Origin of the sequence: Streptomyces melanogenes (assembly GCF_014649795.1) — a bacterium.
Lineage (GTDB): Bacteria > Actinomycetota > Actinomycetes > Streptomycetales > Streptomycetaceae > Streptomyces > Streptomyces noboritoensis.
On record NZ_BMTS01000010.1, the window covers coordinates 229,745 to 256,311 of the forward strand.

The window sequence follows — 26,567 nt, forward strand, 5'->3', positions numbered from 1 at the left end:
CATACAGAGGAAAGCACCCGCAGTGACACTGGCTCAACTGCTCTCGTTCCGACTGGGCCATTGGTACAGTTGAATCGCGTACGACAGGACCAGGAAGGGACCAACGGACCATGGCGGTGGACGCGCTCGACACCCGGATCCTGCGGCTCCTCATCGAGCGGCCGCGCACCAGCGTGCGGGAGTACGCCCGGCTGCTCGGCATCGCGCGCGGCACGCTCCAGGCGCGGCTCGACCGGCTGGAGCGGGACGGGGTGATCACCGGGACGGGCCCGTTCCTCTCCCCCGCCGCCCTCGGCCACCCCGTCCTCGCCTTCGTCCACGTCGAGGTCACCCAGGGCCACCTCGACGAGGTGGGCGACGCCCTCGCGGGCGTCCCGGAGATCGTCGAGGCGTTCTCCATCACCGGCGGCGGCGATCTGCTGACCCGTGTCGTGGCCCGGGACGCCGGTCATCTCGAAGACGTCATCCAGCGCCTGATCCAGCTCCCCGGCGTGGTGCGCACCCGCACCGAGGTGGCGCTGCGCGAGCGGGTGCCGCACCGGCTGCTGCCGCTGGTGGAGGCGGTGGGGCGGGCCGCCGGGGCGCCGCAGGAGAGCGGCACCGGCGCGCATTCCCGCTGACCCATCGGATTTCCCATGGCTGCCATGCGGTTCTCCATTGGCCGCCCAACGAAGACGGGTCTACGTTCGAGGACATCGGCGCGACGGCCCACCCGGCCCGGCGCCGCAGCCCGCACCTTCCCCGGGCCGCCCCGGCATCCCGGCGGCCCGACTCCCCTCGGAGACATCTGACATGGCAAAGATCCTTTTCGTGATGACCGGCGCCGCCCAGTGGACGCTCGCCGACGGCACCCTGCACCCGACCGGCTTCTGGGCGGAGGAGGCCGTGGCGCCGTACGAGGCGTTCACCGGCGCGGGCCACGAGATCGTGGTCGCCACGCCCGGCGGCGTCGTCCCGCCCGTCGACAAGGGCAGCCTGGCCGCCGAGGTCAACGGCGGCCAGGAGAACGCCGACCACGTGGCCGAGGTGCTGGCCTCGATGGACGAGCTCCGCCGCCCGCTGAAGCTGGAGGAGGTCGACCTCGACGCGTACGACGCGGTGTTCTACCCCGGCGGCCACGGCCCGATGGAGGACCTGGCGGTCAACGCCGACTCCGGTCGCCTGCTGACCGCCGCGCTCGCCTCGGGCAAGCCGCTCGGCGTGGTGTGCCACGCCCCGGCCGCGCTGCTCGCCGCGACCGGCGAGGACGGCTCCAACGCGTTCGCGGGCTACCGGCTGACCGGCTTCACCAACGCCGAGGAGACCCAGGCGGGCTTCGCGGACAAGGCGAAGTGGCTGCTCCAGGACCGGCTGGTGGAGTTCGGCGCCGACTTCCAGGAGGGCGAGCCGTGGGCCCCGCACGTGGTCGCCGACCGCAATCTGGTGACCGGGCAGAACCCGGCGTCCGCCGCTCCGCTGGCCGCCGAGCTCCTGAAGCGGCTGGCCGCCTGAAGGCTAGGACCTCTCCCCCGAGTTGCGTCCCGCCCGGGAGCCGGAAGGCTGGGGAGCGACGCCCGTACGGAAGACGCCCGTATGGACGATGCCGTGCGGGAGTCGCCCGTACGGCATCGGAGCACGGCCGTCCGGCTCAGCAAGGGGAGATCCATGCAGGACCTCGCAGCGCTCGCGGAGGAGCACCTGGCCAAGGCACGCCTCGCCTCGCACGGCCGCAGCGCCCATCTGATCGTGCACGACGGCGCGCTGCGGCAGAGCGTGATCGCGCTGACCTCGGACTCCGAGCTCGACGAGCACAACACGCCGCTCTCGGCCACCCTCCAGGTGCTGCGCGGCCATGTGCGCCTCACGTCGAACAGCGGCAACAAGGAGCTGCGCGCGGGCGAGCTCTGCGAGATCCCCAAGGAGCGCCACGGCCTGCTCGCCCTGGAGGACTCGGCGGTGCTCCTCACCGCCGTCACGGCGATCGGGTAGCGGAGCGCGCTCCCACCCGGGTCACCAGGAAGCCGGCCAGCGTCAGCACCCAGGCCGCCACCGCGACCCACAGCAGTACCACGCCCAGCGTGTGCAGCCCCCTGACGTGCGCGGCGGCGCCCGTGGAGAGCGTGGCCACAGCCGCCATGCCCAGCGGGAAGACGGTCGCCCAGCGCCGTACGTCGTAGTGCGGCCGGGGTCTGACCACCTCGGCCGTCAGCAGGATGGCGTACCAGGCGAGATCGAGGCCGAGCAGAACCAGGGTGGCCGTGCGCAGGGCCTGGTGGGCGTCCCCGGTCCACAGCGGGGACGCGGTCAGCTTCGAGCCGGCCAGCGCGGAGATCGCCAGCGCCCCGCCCGCGATCCACTGGTCGCCCGCCCCGGTCCACACCTGGCGGAAATCGAACCGGACCAGCGCCTCCCCGTACAGCAGCACCCCGAGGCAGAAGACGGCGAGGGCCGCCCACGCGAGCCACTCGCCCTCGCCCGCCGCCGCCAGCGTGGCCGCGAGGACCGCGAGGCCCTGGGTGGCGACGCACACCAGGAACGCCCCGCCGGGCATCCGCCGCTTCCAGTGGCGTACGACGGAGTAGAGCAGCCCGGGCCAGAGCACCGCGGCCAGCGCGAGCAGGGCGGCGGCGGCCGTCTGCCAGCCGAGCAGGGAGAGCCGGGTGCCGAGCACGGCCGTGGCCGCGACGGCGGTGAGCGCGGGCGGGGTGTCGGCCTCCGCGTGCCAGCGCGGGCGGTCGCGCAGGAACCGGGCCGAGAAGTCGGCGGCGAGCACCAGCCACACCGCACCGGCCAGCGCCAGCGCGGCGCGCGAGAAGGTCTCGTGGCCGACGAGGTGGAGGCCGACGGAGACGATGCCGGTCGCCATGACGGCGGCGCCGGCCGCCGGGGGGAGTTCGGCCCACCAGGGGCCGGGAGGACGGGTCACCGTGCCATCGGTACGCGGCGGCCGCCGGGCCCGCCACTTGGGCTGCGCCAAGGGGACCACCGGGAACACCCGCCCCGGCTTGGTCCAGACCTATTGACGGAAGGTCTGGACCACTTTACGGTGTGGCGCAGCCGGACCCCGTAGCGCAACCGGACCCGTACGTCTCCAGGTTCCCCACAGCCCAGGAGGTACCCCCATGCTCGGTCGGATGTTACGTCTCGCGGGAGCCGGCCTGGTGCTGGCCCTCGCCGCGCAGCTGCCCGCGGCGGCCGCGCCCCAGGGCGACACCTGCGCGGTCAAGTCGAAGCCCGCGGGCAAGGTGCTCCAGGGCTACTGGGAGAACTGGGACGGCTCCTCCAACGGCGTCCACCCGCCGTTCGGCTGGACCCCGATCACCGACTCCCGTATCGCCGCGCACGGTTACAACGTCGTCAACGCGGCCTTCCCCGTCATCCGCTCCGACGGCACCGCGCTGTGGGAGGACGGGATGGACGCGACCGTGAAGGTCGCCACCCCGGCGGAGATGTGCGCGGCCAAGGCGGCCGGGCAGACGATCCTGCTGTCCATCGGCGGGGCGGCGGCCGGGATCGACCTGAGCTCCAGCGCGGTCGCGGACCGGTTCGTCGCGACGATCGTGCCCATCCTCAAGAAGTACAACTTCGACGGAATCGACATCGACATCGAGACCGGTCTGGTCGGCAGCGGGAACATCGGCCAACTCTCCGCTTCCCAGGCGAACCTGGTCCGCATCATCGACGGCGTCCTCGCCCAGATGCCCGCGAACTTCGGACTCACCATGGCACCGGAAACCGCGTATGTGACGGGCGGCAGCGTCACCTACGGGTCGATCTGGGGCGCGTATCTGCCGATCGTGAAGAAATACGCGGACAACGGCCGGCTGTGGTGGCTGAACATGCAGTACTACAACGGCAACATGTACGGCTGCTCCGGCGACTCGTACTCGGCCGGCACCGTCCAGGGCTTCACCGCCCAGACCGACTGCCTCAACAAGGGCCTGGTCGTCCAGGGCACCACCATCAAGGTCCCCTACGACAAGCAGGTGCCGGGGCTGCCCGCGCAGCCGGGCGCCGGGGGCGGCTATATGTCGCCGAGCCTGGTGGCGCAGGCGTGGAACCGCTACGGCGGAGCGCTGAAGGGCCTGATGACCTGGTCGATCAACTGGGACGGGTCCAAGAGCTGGACGTTCGGCAACAACGTGAAGGCGCTGCAAGGACGCTGATTTTGTTACTCCACCGCGGAACCTCACCTTCCGCAAACCTGCACACCGCATGCCCAGACCGGTCACGTCCGGCCCGCCCGGGCCGGACGTGACCCATGCGGGAGGGCGCCTTAAAGGCCGGAGTGTCCCACTTGGGAGAAAGGGCGCCCGGCCGAACGGAATCCATGAAGTGAAGCTCGTGAAGAAGCTGCCACCGATTCCTCAACGGACCTGCACCAAGAGGTAGTCCGGCACCGGGAGAAGGCCTGATCGGGCCCGGTGGGATTGGCTGGGCGCCGCGTCGGCGTGCTTTGATCCAGCCCCATGCGGAGCCCCCCTGACGGGCCTTCTCCGCAGGGATTCCCCCCACACCATTCCCCCCAACACGAAGGGCAGTTTCCCCATGAACATCACCCCCCAGGTCGAGACCCGCGAGATCTCCGACGCCGACCTCGACAACGTGTCCGGCGGCCTCGTCGGCACCGCGCTCGGCAACGTGACCGGCACCGCCGACTCGCTCCTGCCGGTCTCGGGCATCGTGGGCTCGGTCACGGGTCTGGTCGAGTCGACCACCGGTGTGAACACCGGCGCGGTCACCGGCCTGGCCTCCGGCCTCGTCGCCGGTCTCTGAGACTGCGCGCGAGCCCCGGAACCCGCTCGGTTCCGGGGCTCCCCGCATTCGTTCCCAGGTAAGGGCAGCGTCCCGTGCAATTTCGTCAACAGGCCCTTTCCAAGCTCCAGTCACCGGAGGAACTCGACCTGCCGGTGCGTTTCGCGCGCCCGCAGGGGCGGCTCGTCCTCGCCGTCACCGTGGCCGTCATGGCCGCCGCCTGCTTCTGGGCGTTTACCGGATCGGTCTCCTCCACCCTGAGCGCGCCCGGCATCCTCACCCACGCCCAGGGCAGTTACGTCCTGCAGAGCCCCGTGGCCGGACAGGTCACCGGTGTGCTCGCCAAGGAGGGCCAGGCCCTCCCCGCCGGAGCGCCGCTCCTCAAGGTCCGCACCGAGCACGGTGACCGGGTCGTCCACGCCATCGCGGCGGGCCGGCTGACCGCGCTCAGGGCCGCGATCGGCGCGGTCGTCGCCACCGGCGCGGACGTGGCGAGCGTCGAGCGGACCGGCGGCGCCGACGACCCACTGATGGCGATGCTGTACGTGCCGGGCGACGGCGGCGCCTCGGTCCGGGTGGGCGCGCCCGTCGACCTCACCGTCCAGTCGGTGCCCAGCGGGCGGTACGGAGTGCTGCGGGGCAGGGTGGCGGCCGTCGGCCGCAGCGCCCAGACCCGCGAGCGGATCGCCGCCTTCCTCGGCGACGCCCAGCTCGGCGAGCAGTTCTCGCGGCACGGCAGGCCGGTCGCGGTCCTGGTGGAGCTCGACCGCTCGGCCGCCACCAGGTCGGGCTACCGCTGGTCCTCCGCCCAGGGCCCGCCGTACGCGGTCGACTCCATGACCCCGGCCACCGGCTCCGTCCACCTGGCCGACCAGCGTCCCCTCGATTGGCTCCTCCCGTGACCGCACCGACCACCTCCTCGGCGCCCCCGCAGCTCCCGCCCCCCGGCCGCGGCCGCCACCGCCCCGAGAGCGCGCCCGCGGGCAGGCGCCGGGCGCGGCCGGCGCCGAAGGCGAAGCGGGCGAGGACCGTGCGCAGCCCCACCGTCCTGCAGATGGAGGCCCTGGAGTGCGGCGCCGCCTCGCTGGCGATGGTGCTCGCGCACCACGGCCGCCATGTGCCCCTTGAGGAGCTGCGCATCGCGTGCGGCGTCTCGCGCGACGGCTCGCGGGCCAGCAACGTGCTGAAGGCGGCGCGTAGTTACGGGCTCACGGCCAAGGGCATGCAGATGGAGCCCGCCGCGCTGGCGGAGGTGCGCGGGCCCGCCATCCTGTTCTGGGAGTTCAACCACTACGTCGTCTACGACGGCACCGGCCGCCGCTTCGGACGGCGGGGCGTGTACATCAACGACCCGGACAAGGGCCGCCGGTTCGTGCCCGCCGAGGACTTCGACACCAGCTTCACCGGGGTCGTCCTGGTCCTGGAACCCGGTGACGGATTCCGGCGCGGCGGGCGCAGGCCGGGGGTGCTCGGCGCGCTGCCCGCGCGGCTGCGCGGCACCACCGGCACGATGCTGGTCGCGCTCCTGGCCAGCCTGCTGCTGGTGGCGGTCGGCGCGACGCTGCCCGCGCTGAGCCGTACGTACATCGACACGTTCCTGATAGGCGATCAGACCTCGCCGCTCGGCGTGCTGTTCGCGGCCATGGGCACCATGGTGGCGCTCACCGCCGCGCTGACCTGGCTCCAGCAGGCCAATCTGCTGCGCGGGCGCATGATCTCGTCCACGCTCGGCGGCGCCCGCTTCTTCCGGCACCTGCTCCGGCTGCCGGTGACGTTCTTCGCCCAGCGCAGCCCCGCCGACCTCGTCCAGCGCCTCCAGTCCAACGACGCGGTGGCCGAGACCCTGGCCCGCGACCTCACGGCGGCGGGCGTCGACGGCGTCGTGGTGCTGCTCTACGCCTTCCTGCTGTGGACCTACGACCCGCAGCTCACCGTCATCGGGGTGGGCATCGCGCTGCTCAACGTGGTCGCGATGCGCGTGGTGGTACGTCTGCGGGCGACCCGTACGCAGAAGCTGCGGGCCGACAGCGCCCGGCTGACCAACACCTCGTACACCGGCCTCCAGTTGATCGAGACGATGAAGGCGACCGGCGGCGAGGACGGCTACTTCCGCCGCTGGGCGGGGCAGCACGCCACCACCCTGGAGGAGCAGCAGCGGCTCGGGGTGCCGAGCGCCTGGCTGGGTGTCGTCGCCCCGCTGCTCGCCACGCTGAACAGCGCGCTGATCCTGTGGATCGGCGGGCTGCGGGCGGTCGAGGGGCACCTCTCGATCGGGCTGCTCGTGGCGTTCCAGGCGCTGGTGACCCGCTTCACCGCGCCGGTCACCCGGCTCAACTCGGTGGCGGGCCGCATCCAGGACTTCGCGGCCGACGTGGCCCGGCTCAAGGACGTGGAGAACTTCCCGGTGGACGCGCTGTACACGCGCGACGAGCCGGAGGCGAGCACCCGCAGGCTCAAGGGCCATGTGACGCTCGACGACATCACCTTCGGCTACAGCCCGCTGGACGCGCCGCTGCTCACCGGCTTCTCGCTGTCGGTGGGGCCCGGGCAGCAGGTGGCGCTGGTCGGCGGCTCGGGCAGCGGCAAGTCGACGGTGTCGAGGCTCATCTCGGGGCTCTACACCCCGTGGGAGGGCACGATCCGCATCGACGGGCAGCGCCTGGAGGACATCCCCCGCAGCGCGCTCGCCGCCTCGGTGTCCTTCGTCGACCAGGACGTCTTCCTCTTCGAGGGCAGCGTGCGGGACAACGTGGCGCTGTGGGACCCGTCGATCCCGGACGACGCGGTCGTCGCCGCTCTCCAGGACGCGGCCCTGTACGAGGTCGTCGCCCGCCGCCCGGGAGGCATCCACGGCCGGGTCGAGCAGGACGGCCGCAACTTCTCCGGCGGGCAGCGCCAGCGCCTGGAGATCGCCCGCGCCCTGGTGCGCCGCCCCAGCATCCTGGTGCTCGACGAGGTCACCAGCGCCCTGGACGCGGAGACCGAGCAGGTCATCATCGACAACCTGCGCCGGCGCGGCTGCGCCTGCGTGGTGATCGCCCACCGGCTGAGCACCGTCCGCGACAGTGACGAGATCGTGGTCCTGGACCACGGCGCCGTGGTGGAGCGCGGCCGCCACGAGGAGCTGCTCGCGGCGGGCGGGCCGTACGCCGAGCTGGTCAAGGAGCACTGAGATGACGTCCGTACACGGTCTCGCGGACCCCGGCGCGCTCGGCCACGACCCGGTCCTGGCGGCGCTCGGCGGCCTCGGCCAGGAGGTCGACTGCACCGGTCTGCGCGGCTTCTCCCTGGAAGGGCCGCAGGTCCTGTGGCTCGTCGTGGGCGGCGCCCTCGACCTGTTCGCCGTGGACGCGGCGGCGCAGGGCCACTGGCACTTCCTCGGCCGCCTGGAACCCGGCACCCTGCTGCTCGGCCCGGTGGAGGGACCCCAGCACACCCTGGTCGGCAGACCCCTGCGCGAGTGCGTGCTGCGCCGGATCCCGCTGCGCGAGCTCTACCGGTCCGCCTACGCCGACGCGATGGCGTACGAGGGCGGCTACGGCAGCCACTACGACACCGGCGACGCGGCTCTCAGCCTCCTCGAACACGCCTTCTCGCTCGGCGTCGGGCGTGGCCAGCGCGTGCTGTTCGAGGCCCCGCTGGACGGCCGGACGACCGTGGACGAGCCGGTGGCCGACGACGACGTGCTGTGGCTGCCGGTCTCCCCCGGCAGCGTCCAGTACGGCGCCGCGTTCAGCGCCGAGGCGGCCGGGGACCTGCTGGTCGACGGGGCGCTGTGGCAGGGCATGGTCAACCGGCAGCACCGGCTGCTCACCGCCCTGGACCGCTGGATCGAGCGCGTGGAGCGCGCGCACGAGGACCGCACGGCGGCCGGCATCAAGGCGGGCGAGGCGGTCCGCGACGAGGCCGACCGCGCCCTGCTGACCTCCATCGGCCGCCCCGGCAGAACGCCTTCGCGCACGGCCGGGGCGAGCGACGACGCCACGTACGCGGTGTGCTCCCTCGTCGCCCGCGCGGCCGGGATCACGCTCACCGAGCCGTCCAGGAGCGGCGCGGTGAGCGAGCGGATCGACCCCGTCGAGCAGGTGGCGGTCGCCTCCCGGATCCGGACCCGCCCGGTGCGGCTCGACGGGAGCTGGTGGAGCGAGAACGCCGGTCCCCTGGTGGGCCGCCGGGCGAGCGGAACGCCGGTCGCGCTGCTGTGGCGGCGCGGCGGGTACGAGGCGGTGAACCCGGCGACCGGGCGGCGCACCCGCATCGGCGCGGCCAACGCCGAGGAGTTCGAGCGGCGGGCCGTCATGTTCTACCGGCCGCTGCCCGACACGCCGCTGAGCAAGTGGGGGCTGCTGCGGTTCGGGCTGCGCGGCACCCGGGCCGATCTGCGCAACCTGGTCCTCGCGGGGCTGGTCACGGTCGGGCTCGGCGCGCTGGTGCCGCTCGCCACCGGCCAGGTGCTCGGGGTGTACGTCCCGCAGGCCGAGACCAGTCTGATCGCCCAGGTCTCGCTGGCGATCATCGTCAGCGGGGTCGTCGCGGCGGCGTTCTCGCTGCTGCAGAACCTCACGCTGCTGCGGATGGAGGGGCGCATCGAGAGCACGCTCCAACCGGCCGTGTGGGACCGACTGTTGAGGCTGCCGACGAAGTTCTTCACCGAGCGCTCCACCGGTGAGCTGGCGAGCGCGGCGATGGGCGTGAGCGCGATCCGCCGGGTGCTGTCCGGGCTGACCCCGGTGGTGGTCCAGGCGGGCACGGTCGGCGCGATGAACCTGGTGCTGCTGCTCTGCTTCAGCGTCCCACTCGCCCTGGCCGCGCTCGGGATGCTCACCGTGATCGCGGCGGTGTTCCTCGCCCTGGGCATCTGGGAGCTGCGCTGGCAGCGCCGTCTGGTCGAGCTCGGCAACAAGCTCAACAACCAGGCGTTCCAGACCCTGCGCGGACTGCCCAAGCTGCGAGTCGCGGCGGCGGAGAGCTTCGCGTACGGGGCGTGGGCGCGGGAGTTCGCCCGCAGCCGGGAGCTCCAGCGGCGGGCGGACCGGATCAAGAACCTGACGACCGTGCTCAACGCGGTCTATCTGCCGCTGTGTTCCCTGGTGATGTTCGTGCTCCTTGCGGGCCCGGCGCGCGGTTCGCTGTCGGCCGGCGCCTTCCTCACCTTCAACACCGCCGTGACCATGCTGCTGACCTCGGTCACCCAGCTCACCGGGGCGTTCCTGTCGGCCGCCGCCGCGCTGCCGATGTTCGAACAGATCAAGCCGGTGCTCGACGAGGCGCCCGAGGTGCGCGGCAGCGGCACCCAGCCCGGCGCGCTGTCCGGGGAGATCGAGGCCCGGGGCCTGTCCTTCCGCTACACCGACGACGGGCCGCTGGTCCTGGACGACGTGTCCCTGAAGGTGCGGCCCGGCGAGTTCGTGGCGATCGTCGGCCCCAGCGGCTGCGGCAAGTCGACCCTGCTGAGGCTGCTGATCGGCTTCGACCGGCCGGTCGCGGGCAGCGTCCTGTACGACGGGCAGGACCTGGCGGCGCTCGACCGGGCGGCCGTGCGCCGCCAGTGCGGGGTGGTCCTCCAGCACGCCCAGCCGCTCAGCGGGTCGATCCTGGAGTGCGTCTGCGGCGCGGAGGCGTTCACCCAGGAGGAGGTGTGGGAGGCGGCCGCGATGGCGGGGCTCGCCGAGGACATCAAGCGCATGCCGATGGGCCTGCACACCATGATCGCGAACGGCGGCGCGGTCTCCGGCGGCCAGCGCCAGCGGCTGATGATCGCCCAGGCCCTGGTCCGGCGCCCCCGGATCCTCTTCTTCGACGAAGCGACCAGCGCGCTCGACAACGAGACCCAGCGCGTGGTCATCGAGAGCACCCGCGCCCTGGACGCCACCCGCGTCGTGATCGCCCACCGGCTCTCCACGGTCCTGGACGCCGACCGCGTGATCGTGATGTCCGAGGGCCGCGTCGTACAGCAGGGGCCGCCCGCCGAGCTCCTGGCGGACACGGGCGGGCGGCTCCACGAGCTGGTGCGGCCGCAGCTACGGTAGGCGCTACCGGTACTGACGAACCGTCAGAAGCTGGCCTGCGCCTTGACGTCGGCGCGCCCGACGGACTCCAGCTCGTACGTCGTGCAGTACAGGTGGCGGATGTACTCGATGTCGCGGTCGCGGGTGCGGGCCTCGCCGACGGGATACAGCACCGTCAGCTCGTACGAGCGCTCCCGGTTGATGTCGCCGTCCTTGTCGCGCCACTGGCCGCGCCCCTCCTGGAGGGTGAGGCCGGAGGGGAAGCGCGGGGTGACCACGTCGGCGACGAACTTCATGAACTCCTCCTCGGGGATGGGCGGCTTGCCGCCGTGGCGGCCCGTGCCGAAGTAGAGGTGCGTCGAGATGTACGGGCTGCCGCGTCCTTCGGTGCTCTCCTCGGCATTCTGAGAGGTCGCGGCCGTGCGCGCGGCCGTGCCGTAGGCGACCTCGGAGACCGGTCCCCCGGTGGCGAAGAGGAGCGCGATCGCCACGAGGGCGGCGGCCGCGGGCGTCGAAATCCGAATGTGCAGCATGCGGGTCCTGTCTGTCGACGGGCGGTGGGGGTGGTTCTCGGAACGGGTGGTTCACGGAACAAGTGGTGCTCGGAACCAGGCGGCTGTCAGGCCGGGTGGTTCCGAGGGTCGAGGGGGTCCGGGCCGCCGGGCCCGGCGGGCAGCGACTCCAGCAGGAAGGCGGCCGCGTCCCGCAGGTTCGCCGGGGCCCCGGGGCTCGCGAGCAGCAGGCCCGCCGTGGCGCCGAGCGTCTCGGTGGTGCGTACGGAGCCGATCCCGGCGGCCCGGGGCGCGACGTCCGCGATCAGCTCCTCCGCCTCGGCCCAGGCCCGCGCCCGTACCAGCGCGGAGAGGAGTTCGGCGGTGAACAGGTGGCGGTAGGACGGGCCGGGTGCGGTGGTCGCCTCGTACAGCAGGGGGACGGCCCGGCCCCAGGCGCGCAGCCGGGACAGCACCCAGCCCTCGTGGCCGAGCAGTTCGGTGCGGTCGATCCACCAGGCCCAGGGCGGGTCGTTCGGGGAGGCGCCGTCGAGGAACCGGCTCCGGGCGCGGGAGATCAGCGCCACGGCTTCCCGGCGCCCGCCCAGCATGGCGGTCGCGTGCGCCCGGCGGACCAGGACGAGGCTGCCCACCAGGGCGGGCAGCGGCCGGGGCCCGGCCACCCGGGCGGCGGCCTCCAGCGCGGCCTTCGGGCGGCCGGTGTGGGCCTCCAGCATGCTGTGGTTGAGCAGCGTCAGCCGGGCGGTGGCGCGGTCGCCGCAGAGCTCCGCGAGGGCGAGGGAACGGGCGTTCATCCGGCGGGCCCGGCGGTAGTGGCCCGCGTCGAAGAGGATCCAGCCGATCACCTCGCTCAACTCGGCGAGGGCGGCGAGCAGATCGCGGTCGCGCAGCCGGGCGGGGTCGGCCGACAGCTGCGGGATGCGGCGCAGGGTCTCGCGCACGGCGGGCACCGCGGCCGTGGCGCCGCGCGAGGCGTCGAGGGCGACCAGGCGCCGGATCGCGGCCAGGGCCTCGGGGACCAGGGCGGCGGGCTCTTCCCCGGCACACGTCCGCGCGCGGGCCGAGGCGGCCCGGGAGGTGCGACCGCTCATGTGGTGACCCGGGCCTCGGCGCGCGGGGACCGGCCCTGGGCGAGGGCGGTGAACGAGGAGGCCACCTCGGTCAGCCACTCCACCTCGTCGCGGAAGTCCTCGTACGGCGGACGCGCCGGGATGTCGGACGCGTCGGCCTGCTCGGCCCGCTCCTCGGGCGGACGGCTCAGCACGGCCCGCACCTGGAGCGCCTCGCCGAGCGGCGAGGTGGGGTCCTCGGGCAGGTCGAGGGAGCGGGCCTCGCGCGCGAAGTCGGCGAGCGAGAGCGAGGTGCGCAGGGTCAGCTGGCCGTCGCGGATCTCGATGACCCGCCGGTAGAGGCTGTAGTGCAGATCGCGGGGCGGGATGAGGTCGCGCGGCCAGGACCGCGGCGGGTCGAGCGCGATGTCCGGGGACGCCTGGTAGAGCGCCCACCACAGCGGCCGCAGCCGCAGGTACGAGCGGTAGCTGCGCAGCCAGCCGAGCGCGCGGGTGATGTGGATGCCCCAGGACGGGATGGTCCAGCCGGTGATCTGGAGCAGGGCCCCGATGCTGCCGCACGACCACTGCACCGGGTCGAGGGCGGAGCCGTCGAAGTGCAGCCGGGTGCCGGCGATCTGGATGCTGCGCGTGACGCAGTAGACCAGGATCAGGCTCGCGCCGAGCGTGACCGTCCGCATGCCGACCTTGAGCCATTGCCGGTTGGCCATCTTGGTGAACCGCAGGGAAAGCCGGACGGTCTCGAATTGGCCAATCGCGCAAATCACCAAATAGAACGACATGTACAGCGCGTATTCGCCGTGCTGAATACTGAGCAGGATCGTGGAGGTCGCCGTTTTGGACTTTGTCACGGGGCTCACCGCGATCGACGCGGCCACCAGTACGCAGAGGGCGACGCCGAAGAACAGCACGCGGCGCCGGGCCCTGAGCCGCGCCTCTTCGGGCGGACACGACCAGTACACGAGCACGACCTGCTGCGCCGCGGTGAGCACGACCACCGCCACCTGCACGATGAGCGAGGTGACGTTGGGGCGGCCGAAGAGGGCCGAGATGTGCACCCGCAGGGCGTCCAGATCGACCAGGAAGCTGATCCCGGAGCAGAGGAAATAGGTGCAGAGCGCCCACAGGGCCGGGTCGTGCTTTCTGCGCAGCAGATCAGGCAGCCGGTAGGCGAACGCCGCGAGCCCGCCGACGGCGCAGGTCCACGCCAGGAATCCGTAGACAGTGTTCATCTGTTGTCGTTCATCCGTTTTCCGGCTTCCCCACACCGTTCTCGATCCGGGCGACGACCTCGGCGGCCTCCTCCGGGACGCCCCAGGCGGGTTCGAGCCATCGCTTGGTGGCCCTGGCCAGGATCAACGAGGCCATCGTCTCGGCCTCCTGCTCCTCGTCGTCGCTGTAGCGCGAGCGCATCAGCATGCTCTGGACGACCCCCGGTTCGACGTCGGTGAACAGCTGTCCCGCGTCACCGCGGTCGAAATCCACGGAGCCGCGGTGCTGGAAGGCGATATGCGCCAGCTCATGGGCGATGATGTGTTCCTTGTGTGACTGCGATGCGGCCTTCTCGTAAGCGATGACGTCGAAGTCGTCCATTTTCAGCCAAAGGCCGAAGAGATGGCGCTCGGGGAACGGCATCGGAATCAGATGGATCGGCCGCCGGTTCTGGACGCTGAGAAAGCGGTGCAGTTCCTCGATGCCGCAGCCGTGCTCCATGCCCCACTTCGCGAGCAGCGCCTCACAGGTGTGGCGGACCTTTTTCAGGCGGCGCCTGCGCCGACGGTCCTCCGCTGACGGTAACGCTGAGTCAGGCAGCACGGAATTGACCTCACTGATTCAACGAGCCCGTGATTCAGGGCCCCTGATCCCCGCGGACAATGCGGCCATGATGCCATACCCTCAACTCGCGAAAGATTGCCGTGAGTTCCATTCGGCCGGGTGGGGCAGAACCGCTCCGGTGCCCCTTTCGTCCGGGTCATGGTGAATGGGTGCGCGCGAGCCCGTGAGCGGAACTCCGCTCCCGCCGCGCCGCGCGGCGACGATCTCCGCGGCGATGGACAGGGCGGTCTCCTCGGGCGTACGAGCACCGAGGTCGAGGCCGATCGGCGAGCGCAGCCGGGCCCGTTCGCGCTCGGTGAGGCCGGTCTCGCGCAGCCTGCGGTCGCGGTCCTCGTGGGTGCGGCGCGAGCCCATCGCGCCGACGAACGCGACGGGCAGCCGCAGGGCCGTCTCCAGGAGCGGGACGTCGAACTTGGCGTCGTGGGTCAGCACGCACAGCACCGTGCGCCCGTCGGTCTGGGTGCCCCGCAGATAGCGGTGCGGCCAGTCGACCACGACCTCGTCGGCCTCCGGGAAGCGCTCCCGGGTGGCGAAGACGGGGCGCGCGTCGCACACCGTCACGCGGTAGCCGAGGAACTTGCCCGTACGCACCAGGGCCGCCGCGAAGTCCACGGCACCGAAGACGATCATGCGGGGCGGCGGCACGCTCGACTCCACGAACACGGTGATCCCGCCCGCCCCGCAGCGCTCCCCGGTCTCCGCCAGGCCGAACTCCCCGGTGCGCCCCGCCTCCAGGAGGGCGTGGGCCTCCATCGCGGCCGCGCGGTCGAGGCCGGGAAGCCCGCCGAGGCTCCCTTCGTACGATCCGTCGGGGCGTACGAGCAGGGCTCGGCCGAGCCGTCCGGCCGGGCCCGCGACCACCCGGGCCAGGGCGGCGGCCCCGCCCCCGGCGGCGGCCGCGAGCGCCGCCGCGACCACCGCCCGGTCCGGCGCGTCCCCGCGCACCGGCGTGACCAGCACATCGACGACCCCGCCGCAGGTCAGCCCGACCGCGAAGGCGTCCTCGTCGCTGTAGCCGAACCGCTCGCGGACCGCCTCGCCGTCCTGGAGCGCCTGGACGCACAGGTCGTAGACCGCCCCCTCCACACAGCCGCCGGAGACCGAGCCGATGGCGGTGCCGTCGCCGTCCACGGCGAGCGCGGCGCCCGGGCCGCGCGGCGCGCTGCCGCCCACGGCCACCACGGTGGCCATGGCGAAGTCCCGGCCCTCCCGCGCCCACCGGTCCAGCTCCTCGGCGATGTCAAGCACGTCGGCTCCCGTCCGGCCCGGCCCCGGTCCCGGCCAGCAGGACGCGGTCGGGGCGGATCGGGAGGTCGCGGTGGCGGACGCCGGTCGCGTGCCAGACGGCGTTGGCGACCGCCGCCGCCGCGCCCACGATCCCGATCTCCCCGATGCCCTTGATCCCGACCGGGTCGTCCACGTCCGGGTCGTCGACCCAGTCCGCCTCGATCCGCGGCACATCGGCGTGCGCGGCGAAGTGGTAGCCCGCGAGGTCCGGCCCGACGTGGGCGCCCGAGGCCCGGTCACGGACCGCCTCCTCGTGCAGCGCCATGGAGATGCCCCACGTCATGCCGCCGATGAACTGCCCGCGTGCGGTGAGCGGGTTGACGATCCGGCCCGCGGCGAAGATGCCCAGCATGCGCCGGACCCGGACCTCGCCGCTGGTGGTGTCCACGGCGACCTCCGCGAACTGCGCCCCGTACGAATGCCGCTCCTTCTCGGGCAGCGCGGCGATCGCGGCGGAGGTGTCCGAGCGCGCCGTGACGCCCTCGGGCGGGATGTCGCCGCCCAGCGCCAGCTGTTCGCGCAGGTCGGCGGCAGCGGCCATGATGGCCCAGGCCCAGGAGCGGGTGCCCGTCGAGCCGCCGGCGACCATCGCGTGGCCGAAGTCGCTGTCCCCGATGCGCACCTGGACCCGGCCGGGCTCGACCTCCAGCGCGTCCGCCGCGATCAGGGTCAGCGCGGTGCGCGCGCCCGTCCCGATGTCGGACGCGGTGATCCGTACGGTGAAGGTGCCGTCCGGCTGCGCCGTCACGGCCGCGGTGGAGGGGGCTGCGCCCGCCGGGAAGGTGGCCGCCGCCGTGCCGGTGCCAAGCAGCCAGCGCCCTTCGCGGCGCACTCCCGGGCGCGGATCGCGCTCCGCCCAGCCGAACCTGCGGGCGCCCTCCTCGAAGCAGGCGAGCAGATTGCGGCCGGCGAACGGCAGCCCGGAGACGGGTCCGGCGGTGGGCTCGTTGCGGGCGCGCAGCGCGATCGGGTCGATGCCGCACCGCTCGGCGAGCTCGTCGAGCGCGGACTCCACGGCGAAGGAGCCGGGTGCCTCGCCCGGCGCGCGCATCCAGGTCGGCGTCGGCACGTCGAGCCGCACCAGCCGGTTGGCGGTGCGGTGCGCGTCGGCGTCGTACATCACGCGGCCGAACCCGGCGCTCTGCTCGACGAACTCCTTGACGGTGGAGGTGAGGTTCTGGGCGTCGTGCCCGAAGGCGCGCAGCCGTCCGTCGGCGTCGGCGCCCAGCCTGACCCGGTGCGTCGTGGGGCTGCGGTAGCCGACGAGGGAGAACATCTGACGGCGGGTCAGCACGACGCGGACCGGGCGGTGCAGCACGGTCGCGGCCATCGCCGCGGCCACCTGGTGGGGGCGGACGCCCTTGGAGCCGAAGCCGCCGCCGATGTGCTCGGACAGCACCCGTACCGAGGCCGGGTCGAGCGAGAACAGCTTGGCGAGTTCGTCCGCCACCCACTTGCTGCCCTGGTTGGAGTCGTGGACCTCCAGGCGGCCGCCGTCCCAGCGGACCGTCGCCGCGTGCGGCTCCATGGGGTGGTGGTGCTCCTCCGGCGTGCTGTAGCGCGCGTCCACGACGACGGCGGACGCGGCGAGCTCGCGCTCCAGGTCCCCCTTGTCGGTCTCCATGGTCTCGCGCGGCTCCGGGGTGTACGTACCGGGCCGGTCCGGGGTGAACTCGATGTCGTGCGGCTCCGTTTCGTACCGGACGACCAGCGCCTCGGCGGCCTCCCTGGCCTGTTCGGAGGTCTCGGCGACGACCAGCGCAACCGGCCAGCCCGCGCACGGCACCCGGTCGCTCTGGAAGAGCCCGACGATCGGGTCGGGCTGACCCAGCAGGCCGATGTAGTCCGCGTCGACGCGCGGGGCATTGCCGTGGTGCAGCACGGTGAGGACGCCCGGCATGGCGAGGACCGGGGCGGTCTCCACCGAGCGGACGCTGCCACGCGCGACGGTGGAGACCACCAGCCAGCCGTGGGCGAGGTCGGCGAACGGGATCTCCCCGGCGTAGCGGGCGGCTCCGGTGACCTTGTCGCGGCCCTCGACGCGGGTGTGGGCGGTGCCGACGGCGCCGGTGATCCGGGTGGGTCCGGTGGTCGTGGTCATCGGGCGGCCTCCTCGGCGAGATCGGTGAGCACGGCCACGACGAGATTGCGCGTCAGCGTCACCTTGTATCCGTTGTGGGGCAGCGCCTCGGCGGCCGCGAGCTCCGCGTCGGCCGCGGCGGCGAAGGCGTCGGCGCTCACCGGTCCCCCGGTCAGCGCCCGCTCGGCGGTACGGGCCCGCCACGGCCGGGACGCGACCGCGCCGAAGGCCAGGCGCACTTCGTGGACGACGCCGTCGCGTACGTCCAGGGCGGCCGCGATCGAGCCGATCGCGAAGGCGTACGAGGCACGCTCGCGCACCTTGCGGTAGCGGGAGAGGGCGGCGACCGGCGCGGGCGGCAGCGTCACCGCGGTGATCAGCGCGCCGGGCGGCAGCGCGGTCTCCCGGTGCGGGGTGTCGCCGACCGGAAGGTAGAACGCGTCGAGCGGCAACTCGCCCGGCCCGTCGGCTGTTTCGTAGGAGACGACGGCGTCGAACGCGGCGAGCGCCACCCCCATGTCCGAGGGGTGGACGGCCACGCAGTGCGCGGAGGCGCCGAGGATCGCGTGGTTGTGGTGCTCGCCCTCGACGGCGGAGCAGCCGCTGCCCGGGGCGCGCTTGTTGCAGGGGGCGGCGAGGTCGGTGAAGTAGCCGCAGCGGGTGCGCTGGAGGAGGTTGCCGCCGACCGTGGCCATGTTGCGCAGTTGGCCCGACGCGCCGGCCAGGACCGCCTGCGCCAGCGCCGGGTAGCGGCGGCGCACTTCGGGGTGGGCGGCGAGGTCGCTGTTGGTGACGGTCGCGCCGATGCGCAGCCCGCCGTCCTGGGTCACCTCGATGCGGTCGAGGGGGAGTTCGCGGACGTCGACGAGGAGCGCGGGCCGCTCCACGCCGGACTTCATCAGGTCGACGAGGTTGGTGCCGCCGCCGAGGAAGCGCGCCTCCGGGTCGGCGCCGAGCAGTGCGACCGCGCCGGGGACGTCGACGGCGCGCCGGTAGCCGAACTCCCTCATGCCGCCGCCTCCGTCCCGGCCGACGGGCCCTGGGCGGCCTCGGCCGCTGAGACTTGCGCCGCCCGCGCCACGGCTTCGACGATCGACACATAGGCGCCGCAGCGGCACAGGTTGCCGCTCATCCGCTCGCGGATCTCCTCGGCGGTCAACTGCGGCACGCCCGCCTCCGGCCGGACGTCGGCGGTCACCGCGCTCGGCCAGCCCGCCGCGTGTTCCTCGATCACGGCGAGAGCCGAACAGATCTGCCCGGGCGTGCAGTAGCCGCACTGGTAGCCGTCGAGATCGAGGAACGCCTGCTGTACGGGGTGGAGCCGATCGCCGTCCGCGACGCCCTCGATGGTGGTGATCTCGCGCCCCTCGGCGGCCACCGCGAGCTGGAGGCAGGAGACGGCACGGCGCCCGTCGATCAGTACGGTGCACGCCCCGCACTGCCCCTGGTCGCACCCCTTCTTCGTACCGGTCAGATCGAGGCGCTCGCGCAGGGCGTCGAGCAGGGTGGTGCGGTGGTCGACCGGCAGCGTGTGCTTCTCGCCGTTGATGTTCAAGGTGATGGCGCTGGACGTCGATGGGGTCATGAGCAGCCTTCTCTCGCGTGGGTGTGCGAAGCGCCGTCCATCGGAAACCTGCGGCGGGCACGGTGGGCGAAAGGCGGTCGGGCGCGCCCCGGCCGTCCACTCCGGCCGCGACTGCCGCTATGGTGGACCTAAACGGACAGTTGTCCTTTATCCCCGAACCTAACGGACAGCTGTCCGTTTAACAAGAGCCGAATCCGCCGGGCGGTCCGGCGGCAGGTGCCCGCGCCTGCGGAAGGAGGACGAGTGCAGCAGAAGAAGGACACGCCGTTGCGCTCGGACGCGCAGCGCAACCGCGAGCGCATCCTGGAGGTGGCGCTCGCCGAGCTCACCTGCTCGGCCGACGCCCCGCTGAGCGCGATCGCCAAGAAGGCGGGGGTCGGGCAGGGGACGTTCTACCGCCACTTCCCCAACCGCGAGGCACTCGTCCTGGAGGTCTACCGGTACGAGGTGCAGCAGCTCGCCGAGACCGCGGCCCAGCTCCTCGAAACCCGCGCCCCGGACCGGGCCCTGCGGGAGTGGATGGACCGCTTCGCCCAGTACTCGATGGCCAAGGCGGGCCTCGCCGACGCGCTGGGCAAGGCCACCGCCCGGGGCACCCTGGCCGCGCTCGGCCACGGGCCGGTGACCGCGGCCATCACGCTGCTCCTGGACGCCAACGAAGAGGCGGGCACCATCCGCCCGGGCGTGACCCCTGACGACTTCGTCCTCGCCATCGCCGGACTCTGGCAGATCGACCCGCACAGCGACTGGCAGCCCCGCGCCGGCCGCCTCCTCGACCTCGTCATGGACGGGCTGCGGGCGGGGGCGCCGGGGGCCGGGGCGCGCGGCTAGCCGAAGGGGCTCAGCCGAGGAAGCTCAGCCGCACCTGCCGCTCCGCGTTGTCCTTGTTCGTGTCGACCAGGCACACCGACTGCCAGGTCCCCAGCTCCAGGTGCCCCGCGACCACCGGCAGCGTCGCGTGCGGCGGTACGAGCGCCGGCAGCACATGGTCACGGCCGTGGCCCGGGCTACCGTGGCGGTGCTGCCAGCGGTCGTCCGCGGGGAGGAGCATGTGCAGCGCGGCCAGCAGGTCGTCGTCGCTGCCCGCGCCGGTCTCGATGACGGCGATTCCAGCCGTTGCGTGGGGCACGAAGATGTTCAGGAGGCCGTCGCCGCCGCCGGCCGTCTCGCGGAGGTACCGCTCGCACTCCCCGGTCAGATCGGTGACGGTCTCGGACGTTCCGGTGGTGAGGCGCAGGACGCGCGTGGTGAAGACGGACATGGCCCCATCCTCGCGCCCATCCGGCAAGATCGCGCGTCCGGCTGGCGAGACGCCATTGACCGGGTCCTGACCGGTCGCTACGTTCGGCGCCATGTTGCGTACAGCTCTGCTCACCACGCGCGGTCACATCGACCTGCTGCGGGTGGCCTCCGCCGCGTGTCCCCGCGGTTGCTGACGCCCTCTCAGCGCCTTCACACCCTCCCCGTCCGGCTCGCCGTTCCCCGGCTGAGCCCTGCCGTACGCGCACCCCGCTGACGCAACCCTCCCCGGGTCCGTCCGGCCGCGTACGCGCCCGCTCTCCCCGACCGCCGCCCACCCGGCGGCTTCCCTGGAGCCCTCATGACCGTCGGCCATGCTCCGCCGGATATTTCCGGTAAATCCCTCTCCCTAGAGCCACCTCACCCCCACGGCCTCGACCTCGTCGCCGTCCTGCCCTCCTCCCGCCGCCGTCGGCTCGCCGTGCCGCGCTGGTTGCGGCGGGCCGTCGGGCCACTGCTGCTGCTCGCCGCGTGGCAGGTCTCCAGCGCCACCGGCGCGCTCGGCCCCGACGTCCTCGCCTCGCCCGGGACCATCGCCCGGGCCGGCCGGGACCTGGTCGCGGACGGCACCCTGCCCTCCGCGATGGCCGTCTCCCTGCAACGCGTCGTGTTCGGGCTGCTCATCGGCGGGGTCGTCGGCGTCGGACTCGCCCTGGTGTCAGGGCTGTCGCGGCTGGGTGAGGACCTGGTGGACGCCACCGTCCAGATGCTCAGGACCGTCCCCTGGGTCGGGCTCATCCCGCTCTTCATCATCTGGCTCGGCATCGGCGAGGCCCCCAAGGTCGCCCTCATCGCGCTCGGCGTCGCCTTCCACCTCTATCTGAACGTGTACGCCGGGATCCGCGGCGTGGACGAGCAACTCGTCGAGGCCGGGGAGTCGTTGGGGCTCGGCCGGTGGGGGCTGGTGCGGCACGTGGTCCTGCCGGGCGCGCTGCCCGGCGCGATGACCGGACTGCGGTACTCGCTCGCCACCGCCTGGCTGGCCCTCGTCTTCGGCGAGTCCATCAACGCCGAGGACGGCATCGGCTTCCTCATGAACCAGGCCCGCGAGTTCTTCCGCACCGACGTGATCGTCGTCTGCCTGGTCGTCTACGCCTTCCTCGGCCTGCTCGCCGACGCCGTCGTCCGCACTCTCGAAAGGCTGCTGCTGCAATGGCGACCGACCTTCAAGGGCCAGTGACCACCGACGCGGTACGGGTGCGGGGGCTCACCCGGGCCTTCGAGGGCCGTCCCGTCATCGACGGCCTCGATCTGACCCTGCGCGCGGGCGAGTTCACCGCGCTCCTGGGCCACAGCGGCTGCGGCAAGTCGACGCTGCTGCGCGTGCTCGCCGGGCTCGACCGCGACATCGAGGGCACCGTCCTCGTCCCCAAGCGGCGCGCGGTCGCCTTCCAGGCGCCCCGGCTCATGCCCTGGAAGCGGGTGTGGCGCAATGTGCTGCTCGGACTGCCGGGCAAGCCCGAACGGACCGTGGCGGAACGGGCGTTGGAGGAGGTCGGGCTCGGTCACCGCTCCGGCGCCTGGCCCAAGACGCTCTCCGGCGGCGAGGCCCAGCGCGCCTCGCTGGCCCGCGCCCTGGTGCGCGAGCCGGACCTGCTGCTGCTCGACGAGCCGTTCGGCGCGCTCGACGCGCTGACCCGGATCAAGGCCCAGCAACTGGTGGCCGAGCTGTGGCAGCGGCGCGGCTGCGCGGTGCTGCTGGTCACGCACGACGTGGACGAGGCCCTGCTGCTCGCGGACCGCGCGCTGGTGATGCGGGACGGCGTCATCGCGTACGACACCCCGGTCACCCCGGCCCGCCCCCGCACCCCGGGCGCCCCCGCCCTCACCGAGCTCCGCTCGCGGCTGCTCGCCGAACTCGGTGTGGAGCAGCCCGCAGTTCCCTCCACCAGCCACCCCACCGCCGCCTGACGACCCCCTCCCCAAGGAACTCCTCCATGCGACGCCGCTCACTCCCCCTGCTCCCTCTGCTCCTCCTTCCGCTCCCCCTCGTCCTCACCGCCTGCGGCGGCGACTCCGCCGCCGACAGCGGGTCCGGGTCCGGTGCCGTCACGCTCAACGTCGGTGACCAGAAAGGTGGTTCCGAAGCCGTCCTGCGCGCCGCCGGAGAGCTCGACCACCTCCCGTACAAGATCAAGTGGTCCACCTTCACCTCCGGGCCGCCGCTGCTCGAAGCCGTGAACGCCAAGGCCGTCGACATCGGCGGCGTCGGCAACACCCCGCCCGTCTTCGCCGCCGGGGCCAACTCCAAGATCAAGGTGGTCGCCGCCACCCACGGCTCCTCCGCCGGGGAGGCGGTCCTCGTGCCCGCCGACTCCCCGTTGAAGGGACCCGCCGACCTCAAGGGCAAGTCCGTCGCGGTCGCCCAGGGCAGCTCCGCCCACTACCAGTTGCTGGCCGCACTGAAGAAGGCCGGGCTCGGCCTGTCCGACGTCAAGGTCAGCTACCTCCAGCCGGCGGACGCGCTCGCCGCCTTCAGCCGGGGCAAGGTCGACGCCTGGGCGGTGTGGGACCCCTACACCTCCCAGGTCCTGAAGAGCGGGAAGGCCCGCGTCCTCACCACCGGCGAGGGCAGCGTCAACGGCCTCGGCTTCCAGGTCGCCGCCCCGGCCGCCCTGTCCAACCCCGCGAAGGCCAAGGCGGTCGCCGACTACCTCACCCGCCTCCAGCGCGCCCAGGACTGGGTCTTCAAGCACCCGGAGGCCTGGGCGAAGGCCTGGTCGAAGGAGACCGGGCTGCCCTACGACGTCGCCCTGGACTCGGTGAAGCGCAGCAACGGCACCCGGGTCGCGGTCGCCGTCGACGACGCCGCGATCGCCTCCGAACAGCGGATCGCGGACACCTTCGCCGACCTGAAGCTGATCCCCCGCCGCTTCTCCTTCAAGGAGTACGTCGACCGCCGCTTCAACGGCACCCTGCCCGCCTCCACCACCGCGCCCCGCACCTATGGAAAGGCCGCCTCATGACCGTCCGTCTGCACTGGTTCCTGCCCACCGGCGGCGACGGCCGCACCCTGGTCGACCGCCACGCGTACACCGACGGGGGGATCAAACGCTCCCGGATCACCCCGGTCAGCGGCGTCCGCGCCCCCGACATCGACTATCTGGTCCAGATCGCCAAGGCGGCCGAGCAGTTGGGGTTCGAGGCGGTGCTCACCCCGACCGGGACCTGGTGCGAGGACGCCTGGCTGACCACGGTCGCCCTCTCCCAGCACACCGAGCGGCTGAAGTTCCTGGTGGCGTTCCGGCCGGGCGTGATCTCGCCGGTGCTCGCCGCGCAGATGGCCGCGACCTACCAGCGCATCACCCGGGGCCGGCTGCTCCTGAACATCGTCACCGGCGGCGACTCCACCGAACAGCGGCGCTTCGGCGACCACTTGGACCACGACCGCCGCTACGCCCGTACGTCGGAGTTCCTCTCGGTGGTACGGGGCGTCTGGCGCGGGCAGCCGTACGACTTCGACGGCGAGCACTTCCAGGTGGCGGGCGGGCTCACCGCGCTGCCGCCGGACCCGCTGCCGGAGATCTTCTTCGGCGGCTCGTCGGCGGCCGCCGGGCCGGTCGCGGCCGACCACGCCGATGTCTACCTCACCTGGGGCGAGCCGCCCGAGCAGGTCAAGGAGAAGATCGACTGGATCCGGGGGCTGGCCGAGGAGCGCGGCCGGACCGTTCGGTTCGGCATCCGGCTGCACACCATCTCGCGCGACTCGGCGCGCGAGGCGTGGGCGACCGCGCACCGGCTGCTCGACGACCTCGACCCCGAGACGGTCGCCGCGGCCCAGCAGGCGCTCGGCAAGAGCGAGTCGGTCGGCCAGCAGCGGATGCTGGCGCTGCACGGCGGCGGCGCGCTGGAGCGCGACAAGCTGGAGATCTCCCCGAACCTGTGGGCGGGCGTGGGTCTGGTGCGGGGCGGCGCGGGCACCGCGCTGGTGGGCAGCCACGGCGAGGTGGCGGACCGGATCGAGGAGTACCACGACCTGGGCATCGAGCACTTCGTGCTGTCGGGCTATCCGCATCTGGAGGAGGCGTACTGGTTCGGCGAGGGCGTCACCCCCGAGCTCGCCGCGCGGGGTCTGCTGCCGACGGTCCCGGCCTCCCCGCTCCTCGGCGTCCCGGCGGCCAACGGACGCCCGGCCTCGGCGCCCGGCGGGGCTCCGCTGCTGGTGGGAGGGGGTCGCTAGGCTCCGGGAAGATCCGCGTACCCCCCTTGGTTGCTAGAACCGTGAACAGCTTCGGGGCACAGGACGTGGACGTGGTGGTCATCGGCGCCGGGCAGGCGGGTCTGTCCGGCGCCTACCATCTGCGCCGGGCGGGGTTCGAGCCGGACCGCGACTTCGTGGTCCTCGACCACGCGCCCCGGGCGGGCGGCGCCTGGCAGTTCCGCTGGCCCTCGCTGACGTACGGCAAGGTGCACGGGATGCACGCGCTGCCCGGCATGGAGCTGACCGGGGCGGACCCGGCCCGGCCCTCCTCGGAGGTGATCGGGGAGTACTTCACCGACTACGAGGACGCCTTCGGGCTGCGGGTGCACCGGCCCGTGGACGTCAGCGCCGTACGGGAGGGCGAGGGCGGGCGGCTGCGGGTCGAGACGTCCGAGGGGGTGTACGCCACGCGCGCGCTGCTCAACGCCACCGGCACCTGGGACCGGCCGTTCTGGCCGCGCTACCCGGGCCAGGAGACGTTCCGGGGGCGCCAGCTGCACACCGCGAACTACCCCGGGCCCGAGGAGTTCGCGGGTCAGCGGGTGGTCGTGGTCGGCGGGGGTGCCTCCGGCACCCAGCATCTGATGGAGATCGCCGACTACGCGGCCGCCACGACCTGGGTGACCCGGCGCCCGCCGGTGTTCCGGGAGGGCCCGTTCACCGAGGAGTGGGGGCGGGCGGCGGTCGCCATGGTCGAGGAGCGCGTACGCCAGGGCCTGCCGCCGAAGAGTGTGGTGTCGGTGACGGGGCTGCCGCTGAACGACGCGATCCGTGCCGCGCGCGCGAGCGGGGTGCTGGACCGGCTGCCGATGTTCGACCGGATCACGCCGAGTGGGGTGGCGTGGGACGACGGGCGGGTCGTGGACGCGGACGTCATCCTCTGGGCCACCGGGTTCCGGCCCGTGATCGACCATCTGGCGCCGCTGAGGCTGCGGGCGCCCGGCGGCGGCATAGAGATCGACGGCACCCGGGCCGTCAGGGACGAGCGGGTGCATCTGGTCGGCTATGGACCCTCCGCGTCCACGATCGGGGCGAACCGGGCGGGGCGGGCGGCGGTGCGGGAGATCAGGAAGCTGCTGGCCAGCTCCCTCGAGGTGCGCTGACCTCGCTCAGCGGGTGCCTTTGGCCTGCTTCTGATTGAACTCCCGCACGTTCCGCTGCTGTTCCGCGTAGTCCGCCGTGAAGCGTGTGTCCCCCGGGGCCACCGTGACGAAGTAGAGCCACTCCCCCGGCGGCGGGGCGATCGCCGCGTCCAGTGCCTGCTGCCCCGGGTTGCCGATCGGCGTCGGCGGCAGCCCGCCACGCTCATAGGTGTTGTACGGGCTGTCGGTGCGGGTGTCGGCGTGGGTGGTGGCCAGGGTGGAGCGGTTGAGCGCGTAGTTGAGCGTCGAGTCCATCTGCAGCGGCATGCCCTTGGCCAGCCGGTTGTAGACGACCCGGGAGACCCTGCCCATGTCGGCGGCGGTGTCGGCCTCGGCCTGCACGATGCTGGCGACGACCACGGTCTGATAGACCGTCATGCCCTGCCGCCGGGCACCGGCTCCGATGTGGTCCTCGCCGAACCGCTTGTTGGCGGTGTCGACCATATAGGCGAGCAGTCCGCGCGGAGTGGTCTTCCCGGTCACCGGATAGGTGGCCGGGAACAGATAGCCCTCGGGGTTGCCCCGGGCGTCGGCCGGGAGGGCGAGCCCCGCCTCGGACGCCGCCTTGCGGGTGGTGCCCGCCGCCACCCCGAGGCTCTTGTCGACCGCCGCGTACACCTGCCCGGCCCGCCAGCCCTCCGGGACGACCAGGGACTTGACCTTGCCGCCGGTCTCCCGCAGCACCAGGACGAGCACCGCTCCTCCCGCCACGAGCAGCAGGGCGAGGAGGCCCAGGAGCAGCCGGCCGCGCCGGGTGAGCCGGGGCCGGGATCCGGACCCGCGCGTGGACTCCGTCATACAGGCACGGTAAAC

26 protein-coding genes are annotated in these 26,567 nt (G+C 72.9%); 15 read left to right on the forward strand and 11 right to left on the reverse strand.

Annotated elements, in window-relative coordinates; all coding sequences use genetic code 11:
- The first annotated feature begins 110 nt into the window (after positions 1–110).
- From IE252_RS22765 to IE252_RS22775, 3 genes are all read left to right on the forward strand, one after another.
- Positions 111–620, forward strand: coding sequence for an Lrp/AsnC family transcriptional regulator (locus tag IE252_RS22765; RefSeq protein ID WP_190091293.1), 510 nt, complete (start codon positions 111–113; stop codon positions 618–620).
- Positions 621–792: 172 nt separating this feature from the next.
- On the forward strand, positions 793–1,491 hold the full coding sequence (locus tag IE252_RS22770; protein WP_190091294.1) for a type 1 glutamine amidotransferase domain-containing protein: 699 nt from the start codon (positions 793–795) through the stop codon (positions 1,489–1,491).
- Positions 1,492–1,644: 153 nt separating this feature from the next.
- On the forward strand, positions 1,645–1,968 hold the full coding sequence (locus tag IE252_RS22775; protein ID WP_190091295.1) for a cupin domain-containing protein: 324 nt from the start codon (positions 1,645–1,647) through the stop codon (positions 1,966–1,968).
- On the opposite strand, the gene IE252_RS22780 is transcribed toward IE252_RS22775, so the two are convergent.
- Entirely contained in the window at positions 1,952–2,845 is an 894-nt protein-coding gene (locus tag IE252_RS22780) for a tellurite resistance/C4-dicarboxylate transporter family protein (RefSeq protein WP_190091425.1), read from the reverse strand. The two genes, IE252_RS22775 and IE252_RS22780, sit on opposite strands and share 17 nt — an antisense overlap.
- A gap of 256 nt (positions 2,846–3,101) precedes the next feature.
- Between IE252_RS22780 and IE252_RS22785 the strand changes: the two genes are divergently transcribed.
- From IE252_RS22785 to IE252_RS22805, 5 genes are all read left to right on the forward strand, one after another.
- Complete coding sequence (locus IE252_RS22785) at positions 3,102–4,145, forward strand: chitinase (RefSeq protein WP_190091296.1); 1,044 nt, start codon at positions 3,102–3,104, stop codon at positions 4,143–4,145.
- Positions 4,146–4,527: 382 nt separating this feature from the next.
- Positions 4,528–4,755 (forward strand): type A2 lantipeptide, encoded by a 228-nt coding sequence (locus IE252_RS22790; protein ID WP_101387136.1) that lies wholly within the window; start codon positions 4,528–4,530, stop codon positions 4,753–4,755.
- Positions 4,756–4,829: 74 nt separating this feature from the next.
- Complete coding sequence (locus IE252_RS22795) at positions 4,830–5,636, forward strand: HlyD family efflux transporter periplasmic adaptor subunit (RefSeq protein ID WP_190091297.1); 807 nt, start codon at positions 4,830–4,832, stop codon at positions 5,634–5,636.
- Complete coding sequence (locus IE252_RS22800) at positions 5,633–7,906, forward strand: NHLP family bacteriocin export ABC transporter peptidase/permease/ATPase subunit (RefSeq protein ID WP_190091298.1); 2,274 nt, start codon at positions 5,633–5,635, stop codon at positions 7,904–7,906. The genes IE252_RS22795 and IE252_RS22800 overlap by 4 nt, the downstream gene beginning before the upstream one ends.
- Before the next feature lies 1 nt (position 7,907).
- Positions 7,908–10,763, forward strand: a complete 2,856-nt coding sequence (locus tag IE252_RS22805; RefSeq protein WP_190091299.1) for an NHLP bacteriocin export ABC transporter permease/ATPase subunit — start codon at positions 7,908–7,910, stop codon at positions 10,761–10,763.
- 23 nt (positions 10,764–10,786) lie between these two features.
- Here the strand turns inward: IE252_RS22805 and IE252_RS22810 are convergent, their stop codons facing one another.
- The 8 genes from IE252_RS22810 to IE252_RS22845 all read right to left on the reverse strand — a co-directional run bounded on the left by IE252_RS22810 (position 10,787) and on the right by IE252_RS22845 (position 19,112).
- Positions 10,787–11,275: a DUF3574 domain-containing protein gene (locus IE252_RS22810; protein WP_190091300.1), complete on the reverse strand. Its 489-nt coding sequence runs from the start codon at positions 11,273–11,275 to the stop codon at positions 10,787–10,789.
- Positions 11,276–11,361: 86 nt separating this feature from the next.
- A complete protein-coding gene (locus tag IE252_RS22815; RefSeq protein ID WP_229848735.1) occupies positions 11,362–12,345 on the reverse strand; it encodes an NsdA family TPR-like regulatory protein in 984 nt (327 codons plus the stop codon).
- Entirely contained in the window at positions 12,342–13,556 is a 1,215-nt protein-coding gene (locus IE252_RS22820; protein WP_190091301.1) for an MAB_1171c family putative transporter, read from the reverse strand. The genes IE252_RS22815 and IE252_RS22820 overlap by 4 nt, the downstream gene beginning before the upstream one ends.
- A gap of 10 nt (positions 13,557–13,566) precedes the next feature.
- A complete protein-coding gene (locus tag IE252_RS22825) occupies positions 13,567–14,139 on the reverse strand; it encodes a M48 family metalloprotease (RefSeq protein ID WP_190091302.1) in 573 nt (190 codons plus the stop codon).
- Positions 14,140–14,220: 81 nt separating this feature from the next.
- A complete protein-coding gene (locus IE252_RS22830) occupies positions 14,221–15,408 on the reverse strand; it encodes an XdhC family protein (RefSeq protein ID WP_190091303.1) in 1,188 nt (395 codons plus the stop codon).
- Positions 15,401–17,548, reverse strand: coding sequence for a xanthine dehydrogenase family protein molybdopterin-binding subunit (locus IE252_RS22835; RefSeq protein ID WP_190091304.1), 2,148 nt, complete (start codon positions 17,546–17,548; stop codon positions 15,401–15,403). Before IE252_RS22835 ends, IE252_RS22830 begins: the two co-directional genes overlap by 8 nt.
- Positions 17,545–18,537, reverse strand: coding sequence for an FAD binding domain-containing protein (locus IE252_RS22840; protein ID WP_190091305.1), 993 nt, complete (start codon positions 18,535–18,537; stop codon positions 17,545–17,547). The genes IE252_RS22835 and IE252_RS22840 overlap by 4 nt, the downstream gene beginning before the upstream one ends.
- Positions 18,534–19,112 carry a (2Fe-2S)-binding protein gene (locus IE252_RS22845; protein WP_190091306.1) on the reverse strand — a complete coding sequence of 193 codons (579 nt, stop codon included), beginning with the start codon at positions 19,110–19,112 and terminating at the stop codon, positions 18,534–18,536. Before IE252_RS22845 ends, IE252_RS22840 begins: the two co-directional genes overlap by 4 nt.
- Positions 19,113–19,355: 243 nt before the next feature.
- On the opposite strand from IE252_RS22845, the gene IE252_RS22850 reads away from it, so the two are divergent.
- A complete protein-coding gene (locus tag IE252_RS22850) occupies positions 19,356–19,943 on the forward strand; it encodes a TetR/AcrR family transcriptional regulator (protein WP_190091307.1) in 588 nt (195 codons plus the stop codon).
- A 10-nt stretch (positions 19,944–19,953) separates the two neighbouring features.
- Here IE252_RS22850 and IE252_RS22855 read toward each other — a convergent pair whose 3' ends face one another.
- Positions 19,954–20,373 (reverse strand): YjbQ family protein, encoded by a 420-nt coding sequence (locus tag IE252_RS22855; RefSeq protein ID WP_190091308.1) that lies wholly within the window; start codon positions 20,371–20,373, stop codon positions 19,954–19,956.
- A 91-nt stretch (positions 20,374–20,464) separates the two neighbouring features.
- Here IE252_RS22855 and IE252_RS44305 point away from each other — a divergent pair, with 91 nt between their 5' ends.
- From IE252_RS44305 to IE252_RS22880, 6 genes are all read left to right on the forward strand, one after another.
- On the forward strand, positions 20,465–20,548 hold the full coding sequence (locus IE252_RS44305) for a putative leader peptide (RefSeq protein ID WP_356842044.1): 84 nt from the start codon (positions 20,465–20,467) through the stop codon (positions 20,546–20,548).
- 164 nt (positions 20,549–20,712) lie between these two features.
- A complete protein-coding gene (locus tag IE252_RS22860) occupies positions 20,713–21,591 on the forward strand; it encodes an ABC transporter permease (protein ID WP_190091309.1) in 879 nt (292 codons plus the stop codon).
- Positions 21,564–22,322: an ABC transporter ATP-binding protein gene (locus IE252_RS22865; RefSeq protein WP_190091310.1), complete on the forward strand. Its 759-nt coding sequence runs from the start codon at positions 21,564–21,566 to the stop codon at positions 22,320–22,322. Before IE252_RS22860 ends, IE252_RS22865 begins: the two co-directional genes overlap by 28 nt.
- Before the next feature lie 26 nt (positions 22,323–22,348).
- On the forward strand, positions 22,349–23,377 hold the full coding sequence (locus tag IE252_RS22870; protein WP_190091311.1) for an ABC transporter substrate-binding protein: 1,029 nt from the start codon (positions 22,349–22,351) through the stop codon (positions 23,375–23,377).
- The gene (locus tag IE252_RS22875) at positions 23,374–24,591 is read left to right on the forward strand and encodes an LLM class flavin-dependent oxidoreductase (protein WP_190091312.1); all 1,218 of its coding nucleotides are present in this window, start codon (positions 23,374–23,376) and stop codon (positions 24,589–24,591) included. The genes IE252_RS22870 and IE252_RS22875 overlap by 4 nt, the downstream gene beginning before the upstream one ends.
- 41 nt (positions 24,592–24,632) lie before the next feature.
- Positions 24,633–25,715: an NAD(P)-binding domain-containing protein gene (locus tag IE252_RS22880; RefSeq protein ID WP_190091313.1), complete on the forward strand. Its 1,083-nt coding sequence runs from the start codon at positions 24,633–24,635 to the stop codon at positions 25,713–25,715.
- A 6-nt stretch (positions 25,716–25,721) separates the two neighbouring features.
- Here the strand turns inward: IE252_RS22880 and mltG are convergent, their stop codons facing one another.
- On the reverse strand, positions 25,722–26,552 hold the full coding sequence (gene mltG, locus IE252_RS22885; protein WP_190091314.1) for an endolytic transglycosylase MltG: 831 nt from the start codon (positions 26,550–26,552) through the stop codon (positions 25,722–25,724).
- Positions 26,553–26,567 lie beyond the last annotated feature (15 nt).

Coding starts and splice junctions, on each gene's coding strand:
- IE252_RS22765 (WP_190091293.1), top strand. CDS start 111: ATGGCGGTGGACGCGCTCGACACCCGGATCCTGCGGCTCCTCATCGAG.
- IE252_RS22770 (WP_190091294.1), top strand. CDS start 793: ATGGCAAAGATCCTTTTCGTGATGACCGGCGCCGCCCAGTGGACGCTC.
- IE252_RS22775 (WP_190091295.1), top strand. CDS start 1,645: ATGCAGGACCTCGCAGCGCTCGCGGAGGAGCACCTGGCCAAGGCACGC.
- IE252_RS22780 (WP_190091425.1), bottom strand. CDS start 2,845: ATGGCGACCGGCATCGTCTCCGTCGGCCTCCACCTCGTCGGCCACGAG.
- IE252_RS22785 (WP_190091296.1), top strand. CDS start 3,102: ATGCTCGGTCGGATGTTACGTCTCGCGGGAGCCGGCCTGGTGCTGGCC.
- IE252_RS22790 (WP_101387136.1), top strand. CDS start 4,528: ATGAACATCACCCCCCAGGTCGAGACCCGCGAGATCTCCGACGCCGAC.
- IE252_RS22805 (WP_190091299.1), top strand. CDS start 7,908: ATGACGTCCGTACACGGTCTCGCGGACCCCGGCGCGCTCGGCCACGAC.
- IE252_RS22810 (WP_190091300.1), bottom strand. CDS start 11,275: ATGCTGCACATTCGGATTTCGACGCCCGCGGCCGCCGCCCTCGTGGCG.
- IE252_RS22815 (WP_229848735.1), bottom strand. CDS start 12,345: ATGAGCGGTCGCACCTCCCGGGCCGCCTCGGCCCGCGCGCGGACGTGT.
- IE252_RS22820 (WP_190091301.1), bottom strand. CDS start 13,556: ATGAACACTGTCTACGGATTCCTGGCGTGGACCTGCGCCGTCGGCGGG.
- IE252_RS22835 (WP_190091304.1), bottom strand. CDS start 17,548: ATGACCACGACCACCGGACCCACCCGGATCACCGGCGCCGTCGGCACC.
- IE252_RS22840 (WP_190091305.1), bottom strand. CDS start 18,537: ATGAGGGAGTTCGGCTACCGGCGCGCCGTCGACGTCCCCGGCGCGGTC.
- IE252_RS22845 (WP_190091306.1), bottom strand. CDS start 19,112: ATGACCCCATCGACGTCCAGCGCCATCACCTTGAACATCAACGGCGAG.
- IE252_RS22855 (WP_190091308.1), bottom strand. CDS start 20,373: ATGTCCGTCTTCACCACGCGCGTCCTGCGCCTCACCACCGGAACGTCC.
- IE252_RS44305 (WP_356842044.1), top strand. CDS start 20,465: ATGTTGCGTACAGCTCTGCTCACCACGCGCGGTCACATCGACCTGCTG.
- IE252_RS22860 (WP_190091309.1), top strand. CDS start 20,713: ATGACCGTCGGCCATGCTCCGCCGGATATTTCCGGTAAATCCCTCTCC.
- IE252_RS22865 (WP_190091310.1), top strand. CDS start 21,564: ATGGCGACCGACCTTCAAGGGCCAGTGACCACCGACGCGGTACGGGTG.
- IE252_RS22870 (WP_190091311.1), top strand. CDS start 22,349: ATGCGACGCCGCTCACTCCCCCTGCTCCCTCTGCTCCTCCTTCCGCTC.
- IE252_RS22875 (WP_190091312.1), top strand. CDS start 23,374: ATGACCGTCCGTCTGCACTGGTTCCTGCCCACCGGCGGCGACGGCCGC.
- mltG (WP_190091314.1), bottom strand. CDS start 26,552: ATGACGGAGTCCACGCGCGGGTCCGGATCCCGGCCCCGGCTCACCCGG.